Annotated in this window: 5 protein-coding genes; 3 read left to right on the top strand and 2 right to left on the bottom strand. The window is 63.8% G+C overall.

Annotation, left to right across the window (positions count from 1 at the left end):
• Positions 1 to 787, top strand: a 787-nt coding sequence (locus tag CZ338_RS02845) for an ATP-binding domain-containing protein (RefSeq protein ID WP_162287294.1), incomplete at its 5' end; no start/stop codon positions are given.
• Between the two features lie 65 nt (positions 788 to 852).
• Here CZ338_RS02845 and CZ338_RS02840 read toward each other — a convergent pair.
• Together CZ338_RS02840 and uvrB are read right to left on the bottom strand one after the other, a co-directional pair.
• Positions 853 to 1,296, bottom strand: coding sequence for a universal stress protein (locus CZ338_RS02840; protein ID WP_087116754.1), 444 nt, complete (start codon positions 1,294 to 1,296; stop codon positions 853 to 855).
• 69 nt (positions 1,297 to 1,365) lie between these two features.
• On the bottom strand, positions 1,366 to 3,465 hold the full coding sequence (gene uvrB, locus CZ338_RS02835) for an excinuclease ABC subunit UvrB (RefSeq protein WP_087116753.1): 2,100 nt from the start codon (positions 3,463 to 3,465) through the stop codon (positions 1,366 to 1,368).
• 140 nt (positions 3,466 to 3,605) lie between these two features.
• Here uvrB and CZ338_RS02830 point away from each other — a divergent pair, with 140 nt between their 5' ends.
• Positions 3,606 to 4,475, top strand: a complete 870-nt coding sequence (locus CZ338_RS02830) for a TetR/AcrR family transcriptional regulator (RefSeq protein ID WP_087116752.1) — start codon at positions 3,606 to 3,608, stop codon at positions 4,473 to 4,475.
• 1 nt (position 4,476) lies between these two features.
• Positions 4,477 to 6,033, top strand: a complete 1,557-nt coding sequence (locus tag CZ338_RS02825) for an ABC transporter substrate-binding protein (RefSeq protein WP_087116751.1) — start codon at positions 4,477 to 4,479, stop codon at positions 6,031 to 6,033.
• The last annotated feature ends 1 nt before the right edge of the window (position 6,034 follow it).

Genomic DNA, 6,034 nt, shown 5'->3' with positions numbered 1-6,034 from the left:
CCCCGGCGCCCCCCCCCCCGCCGGTGAAGCCGAGAAGGCTGACAAGCAGTGGCGGGAACTCGTCGCGGACGCCGAGGACGCGCTGGACATCCTCGCGTCGTCGGCCAACACCGACACCGACGACGATGAATTCGAGGCCGAGGTGCTCTCCGCCCACGACATCATCGACGCCGAGACTCTAGCGAGCCGCCAACGCGAAACCGACATCCGCTCCACCGCGGAGCGTGCACGCGGCGACCTGAGCTGGGCGTACGGCCACGTCATCGTGGACGAAGCGCAGGAACTCACTCCGATGGAGTGGCGCATGGTCTTCCGGCGCTGCCCGTCGAGGTGGATGACCATCGTGGGTGACCCGGCCCAGACCTCCTCCCCCGCCGGTGTGGAGACGTGGCAGGAGGCTCTCTCACCGTTCATCGGCGAGCGTTTCCGCTTCCACGAGCTCACGGTGAACTACCGCACGCCAGTGGAGATCATGGAGGTCGCCGACCGCGTCCTCGTAGAGATCGATCCCGGCGCTTCCCCTTCGGTGACAGTTCGCTCCACCGGCGAGTCTGTCCGTGAACTGCCCGCGGGCACCGATCCGGACGCGGTGCGCGCGGAGCTCGAGCCCCGCGGCGGACTCACGGCCGTGGTCACCGCGGAAAATGTGGGCGACGTTAAGGGCCTAGAGTTCGACCATGTCGTGGTGGTGGACCCCGACGCGATTGTCAATGTCTCGCCACAGGGGTGGCAGGACCTGTACGTGGCTGTCACCCGCGCCACGCAGACCCTGACATTGATCGGCTAAATCGATTCGTCGCGGCGCCCGCGTTGCGCGGCCTCGTCAGCTGCTGTGTCGGCCAGCGGCGAGTGCTACGCGACGGTGTGGACGATCATCACGTCGCAGTCGGACTGACGCGCGACATCCGCCGGGACCGAGCCGAGCAGTCGGCCCGTCAGAGAGTTGATGCCGCGGTTACCCACGACGAGCAGCTCAGCGTTGTAATCGGTGACGATGCTCATCAACGCCTCCACCGGGGTGCCAGGACGCACTGCGGTCTCGACATTGTCCACGCCGGTCTCGTGCGCGCGCTCGACAGCGGAAGAGAGGTTCGCCCGCGCGATCTCGTCTCCGAGAATCGTGTTGGAATCCTGGCGCAGCGTCGAGGAGACCTCATCCTCGGACTCGTAGTAAGCGCAGCCGATGACCAGTTTCGCACCGAAAGCGCTGGCGAGCTCTGCTGCGCGCTCAACGGCCAGCAGGGAGGACGAGGATCCGTCCGTACCGACAACGACGGTGTTGTAGTTCTTTCCCATGGTGCACCTTCCGTATCCGCTACTAGCGGTCCTAGTAGGGTTCTAGCCCCTCAAGCATTCTTCAGGCCACTATATACCCGCTTCTTTCACACCGCGGAGCTCCTTGCGCAAGTCCGCGATCTCGTCGCGCAAGCGCCCAGCCAGCTCGAATTTCAGCTCGCGGGCGGCGCTGGTCATCTGGGTGGTCAGTTCGTCGATAAGCTTCTGAATCTCGTCCGCCGCCATGGACGACGTGTCGCGGCCCTCGAGCATCGCGCTCGCCCCTTCGGCTGTTTCGGGTGCATCCTCGTCGGTGCGCTCGTAGACCTCGTCGAGAATGTCCGCGATCTTCTTGCGCAGCGGCTGCGGGTCGATCCCGTGCTCTTCGTTGTAGGCGATCTGCTTGGCGCGGCGGCGTTCCGTCTCGTCGATGGCCTCCTGCATCGACTCGGTGATGTTGTCGCCGTACATGATCACTTCGCCCGACACGTTACGGGCCGCGCGGCCGATGGTCTGGATGAGCGACTTGGTCGAGCGGAGGAAGCCCTCCTTGTCGGCGTCCAGGATGGCAACGAGGGACACCTCAGGAAGATCGAGGCCCTCGCGCAGAAGGTTGATACCCACCAGCACGTCGAATTCCCCAAGGCGGAGCTGGCGGAGCAGCTCGACGCGCTGCAGCGTGTCAATGTCCGAGTGCAGGTACCGCACCTTGATCCCGTTGTCGAGGAAGTAGTCGGTGAGGTCCTCCGCCATGCGCTTGGTCAAGGTGGTGACCAGGACGCGCTCGTCCTTCTCCGTCCGCTCGCGGATTTCGTGGATGAGGTCGTCGATTTGGCCCTTGGTCGGACGGACCGAGACCTTCGGGTCGACCAGGCCGGTCGGGCGGATGACCTGCTCGACGAATTCGCCGCCCGCGGCCTCCAGCTCGTAATCGCCCGGCGTCGCCGACATGTACACGGTCTGGCCGACGCGGTCCTCGAATTCGTCGAAGGTCAGCGGCCGGTTGTCCACCGCGGACGGAAGACGGAAGCCGAACTCGACGAGGTTGCGCTTGCGCGACATGTCGCCCTCGAACATGCCGCCGATCTGCGGCACCGTCACATGGGACTCGTCGATGATGGTCAGGAAGTCCTCCGGGAAATAGTCGATCAGCGTCGCCGGCGCCGACCCCGCCGGGCGCCCGTCGATGTGGCGGGAATAGTTCTCGATGCCAGAGCAAAATCCCACCTGCTGGATCATCTCCAGGTCGTACTCGGTGCGCATGCGCAGGCGCTGCGCCTCGAGCAGCTTGCCGCGGTTCTCCAGCTCCTCCAGGCGGTCGGCGAGCTCGAGCTTGATCGCCTCGATGGCCTTCTCCATGCGTTCCTCGGTGGCCACGTAGTGCGTCGCCGGGAAGATGCGCAGCTCGTCGCGCTGCTGGAGCACATCACCGGTCAGCGGGTGGATGTAGTACAGCGAATCGACCTCGTCGCCGAAGAACTCCACGCGCACCGCCACTTCCTCGTACGCCGGAATGATATCGACGGTGTCGCCTTTCACACGGAACGTACCGCGCTTGAAGTCGATGTCGTTGCGCTCATACTGGACGTCGACAAGCAAGCGCAAAAAGCGGTCGCGCTCGATCTCCTCGCCGACGCGCAACAGCAGCGAACGGTCGAGGTACGACTGCGGCGTGCCCAGGCCGTAGATGCACGACACGGAGGAGACTACGACCACGTCGCGTCGGCTGAGCAGAGCCGACGTCGCCGAGTGGCGCAGGCGCTCTACGTCGTCGTTGATGGACGAGTCCTTCTCGATGTAGGTGTCCGTCTGCGCGATGTACGCCTCAGGTTGGTAGTAGTCGTAGTAGGAGACGAAGTACTCGACCGCGTTATTCGGCAGCAGCTCGCGCAGCTCCGTGGCCAGCTGCGCGGCAAGCGTCTTGTTGGGCGCCATCACCAACGTCGGGCGCTGCTGCTGCTCGATCAGCCATGCCGCGGTCGCCGACTTACCGGTACCCGTCGCACCCATGAGCACAACGTCCGGCTCCCCCGCGCGCAGCCTGCGGTCAAGCTCTGCGATCGCCTTCGGCTGGTCGCCCGACGGCTCGAATTCGGACTCGACCTTGAACAGTTTCTCGGTGCGCTCCACCTCGCCGACAGGGCGGAACTCGGAGTGCGACAAAACGGGGTGTTCAGCAGCAAAAGCCATGCACGCCAGTGTATCCCGCGGGTGCGTGATCGTGGACAGCGGAAAGTCCGCGCTCCCGTTCTAGAAATTTTGCGATTTTTTAGCTGACTCGCATTCAATTTATTGCGACGCTCTTCCAGCCTCACCTAAGGTTGGGTCTTATGGCTCAAACGAAAGAACAAATGGCTGCACGCGCGGCCATTTCAGCTTCCGGTTTGAGGCATCGTGAGGTGGCGACTCATCTCGGGATCGATTCCAGCAAACTGTCTAAGTCGCTTTCAGGCGTCAGACGGTTCACCGCGCAAGAGCTACGCGCCCTCGCCGAGCTCACCGGGGTGACGCTTGAATCGCTCGATCCAGATCGCAACGGCACAGAAAATCCCGCTGGGGAGCTCGCTGGCGTGTATTCGCCCCCGAAGGCGTCGCGGGAATTCGAAGCCCGAAAGAGCCGGATCGTGAATGCCGCTTGGACTCTGTTCACAGAACGCGGATACCACTCCGTCACCATCGCGCACATCGCTAAAGCTGCTGGCATGTCTGCCTCAGCTGTTCACTACTACTTCCACTCTAAGAACGACATCTTTCTGGCGACCCTTGATCTCTGCGCCCGGGAAGCCGCACAGCGGCGCGCATCCGGCCCGAGAATCACGGACCCGTCCGAGCGACTCATCCACTTCCTCCGCGTCCAGTTGGACGGCTCCGAGGAATCGATACGCGAATGGACCACGTGGGCGCAGTTCTGGTCCTCGTCGCCGACCTTCGCCGACGCGAAAGAGGCAGCGTCTGTGGCTTACGGCCGCTGGCAGGCGCAGCTGCGGGTCATCGTTCTGGAGGGGATGGCAGCAGGCCAGTTCACCGCAACCAACCCAGATCACATGGTCAATGCGGTGACGGCAATGATCGACGGATTGGGCGTGCAAATGCTGACCGGAGCACTTTCGCCCGCCGAAGCCGCCGACGCAGTCACGGCCTATGTGAGCACATGGTTCGCATCTACCCCGGTGGCTGACACCACCAAGGAGAACGATTGAAATGGTTGAACTTTCACGCAGGCAGTTGTTGGGCGCCGCCGCAGTTGCAGGTTCTGCGACTGCTCTCGCGGCGTGCTCCCCGACGCTGCCCGCAGAGAATATCGATACGTCGGGCCCGCCCCGCAAGGGCGGTACATTGCGCGTTGGGCTCGTGGGCGGATCCACCGCCGACACCATCGACGCCCACATTCCCGCCAGTGCCAGCGACGCCGCCCGCGTGATCAATTTGTACGAGCCGCTGGTCCGCCGCGGATACGAATACGAGCTGGAAAACCGACTCGCCGAAAGCATGGAACCGAACGCGGATGCCACGCAATGGACGGTCCGTCTGCGGGCGGGCCTGAAATTCTCCGATGGCCGGCCCCTGCGCCCTGAAGACGTCATTGCCACATACGAGCGCGTCGCCGACCCCGACGACCCCAAGAACGGCGCCGGCTCCATCGCTCACATCGAATCGATGGCGGTGGTGGACGACCGCACCTTGACCATTTCCCTGTCCCGCCCCGATGCCACGCTGACCGACGCGCTTGCCGAGTACCAGATGGGCATCGTCCCGGAGGACTACGATCCGAAGAACCCGATCGGCGCAGGCCCGTTCAAACTGGTCGACTTCTCCCCCGGCCGCGAAACCATCCTGGAGCGCAACGAGCACTACTTCCTCGGCCCGTCCAACCTGGACCGCGTGGAGATCGTGGACTTCTACCAGGAGGACGCGATGCTCAACGCACTGTTGTCTTCCCAGGTCGACGGCATCGGCGCCCTCAACCACGCACTGGTCCGCGTCATCGAGGCCGACCCGCGACTCCACGTGGTCAGCTCCGAAACGGGCATGTGGCTTCCCTTCACCATGCGCGTCGACCACGAGCCTTTCGACGACGAGCGTGTCCGTCAGGCCATGCGCCTCGCCGTGGCCCGCCCGGGCATGGTCGACCAGGTGTATTCCGGCGAAGGCCAGCTCGGCAACGACATGTTCGCGCTCTACGATCCGGCGTACCCACACGAGTTCCCGCAGCGCGAGCAAAACATCGAGGAAGCGAAGCAATTGCTTGTCGACGCCGGCTACCCCGACGGCATCGATGTAACCCTCGCCACGTCCGAGATCGCCTCAGGTGCTGTCCGCGCCGCCCAGGTGTTCGCGGAGCAAGTGCGCGACGCTGGCATCCGGGTGACAATCGACCAGGTGGACTCCACCACCTTCTGGGCCGACGGGAATTACCTCTCCTACCCCTTCTCCCAGACCTTCTACTACACGCGCAACTTCCTCGAGCAGGTCAATCGCTGCGCTACCGAGGAAGCCCCGTTCAACGAGACGCACTGGGCTGATCCGGACTTCACGGCGCGCGTCGAAAAGGCACGAGGCATTGTCGACGACCGCGAGCGCGGTGAAGCTGTTAAGGAGCTCCAACGCGAATTCTACGACCGCGGTGGCTACATCATTTGGGGTTTCCCACACCAGGTGGACGCGTACCACAACTATGTGGTGGGCGCGAAGCCGCACCCGAGCGGTGTGGCGCTGTCACAGGCGCTGTTTTACGACATGTGGATTGCGGAGGCATAGA

Origin of the sequence: Corynebacterium urinipleomorphum, assembly GCF_900155535.1 — a bacterium.
In the GTDB taxonomy this organism is placed as follows: Bacteria; Actinomycetota; Actinomycetes; order Mycobacteriales; family Mycobacteriaceae; genus Corynebacterium; species Corynebacterium urinipleomorphum.
Note: the sequence above shows the minus strand (reverse complement) of the source record. Positions and strands in the feature narration are given on the sequence as shown.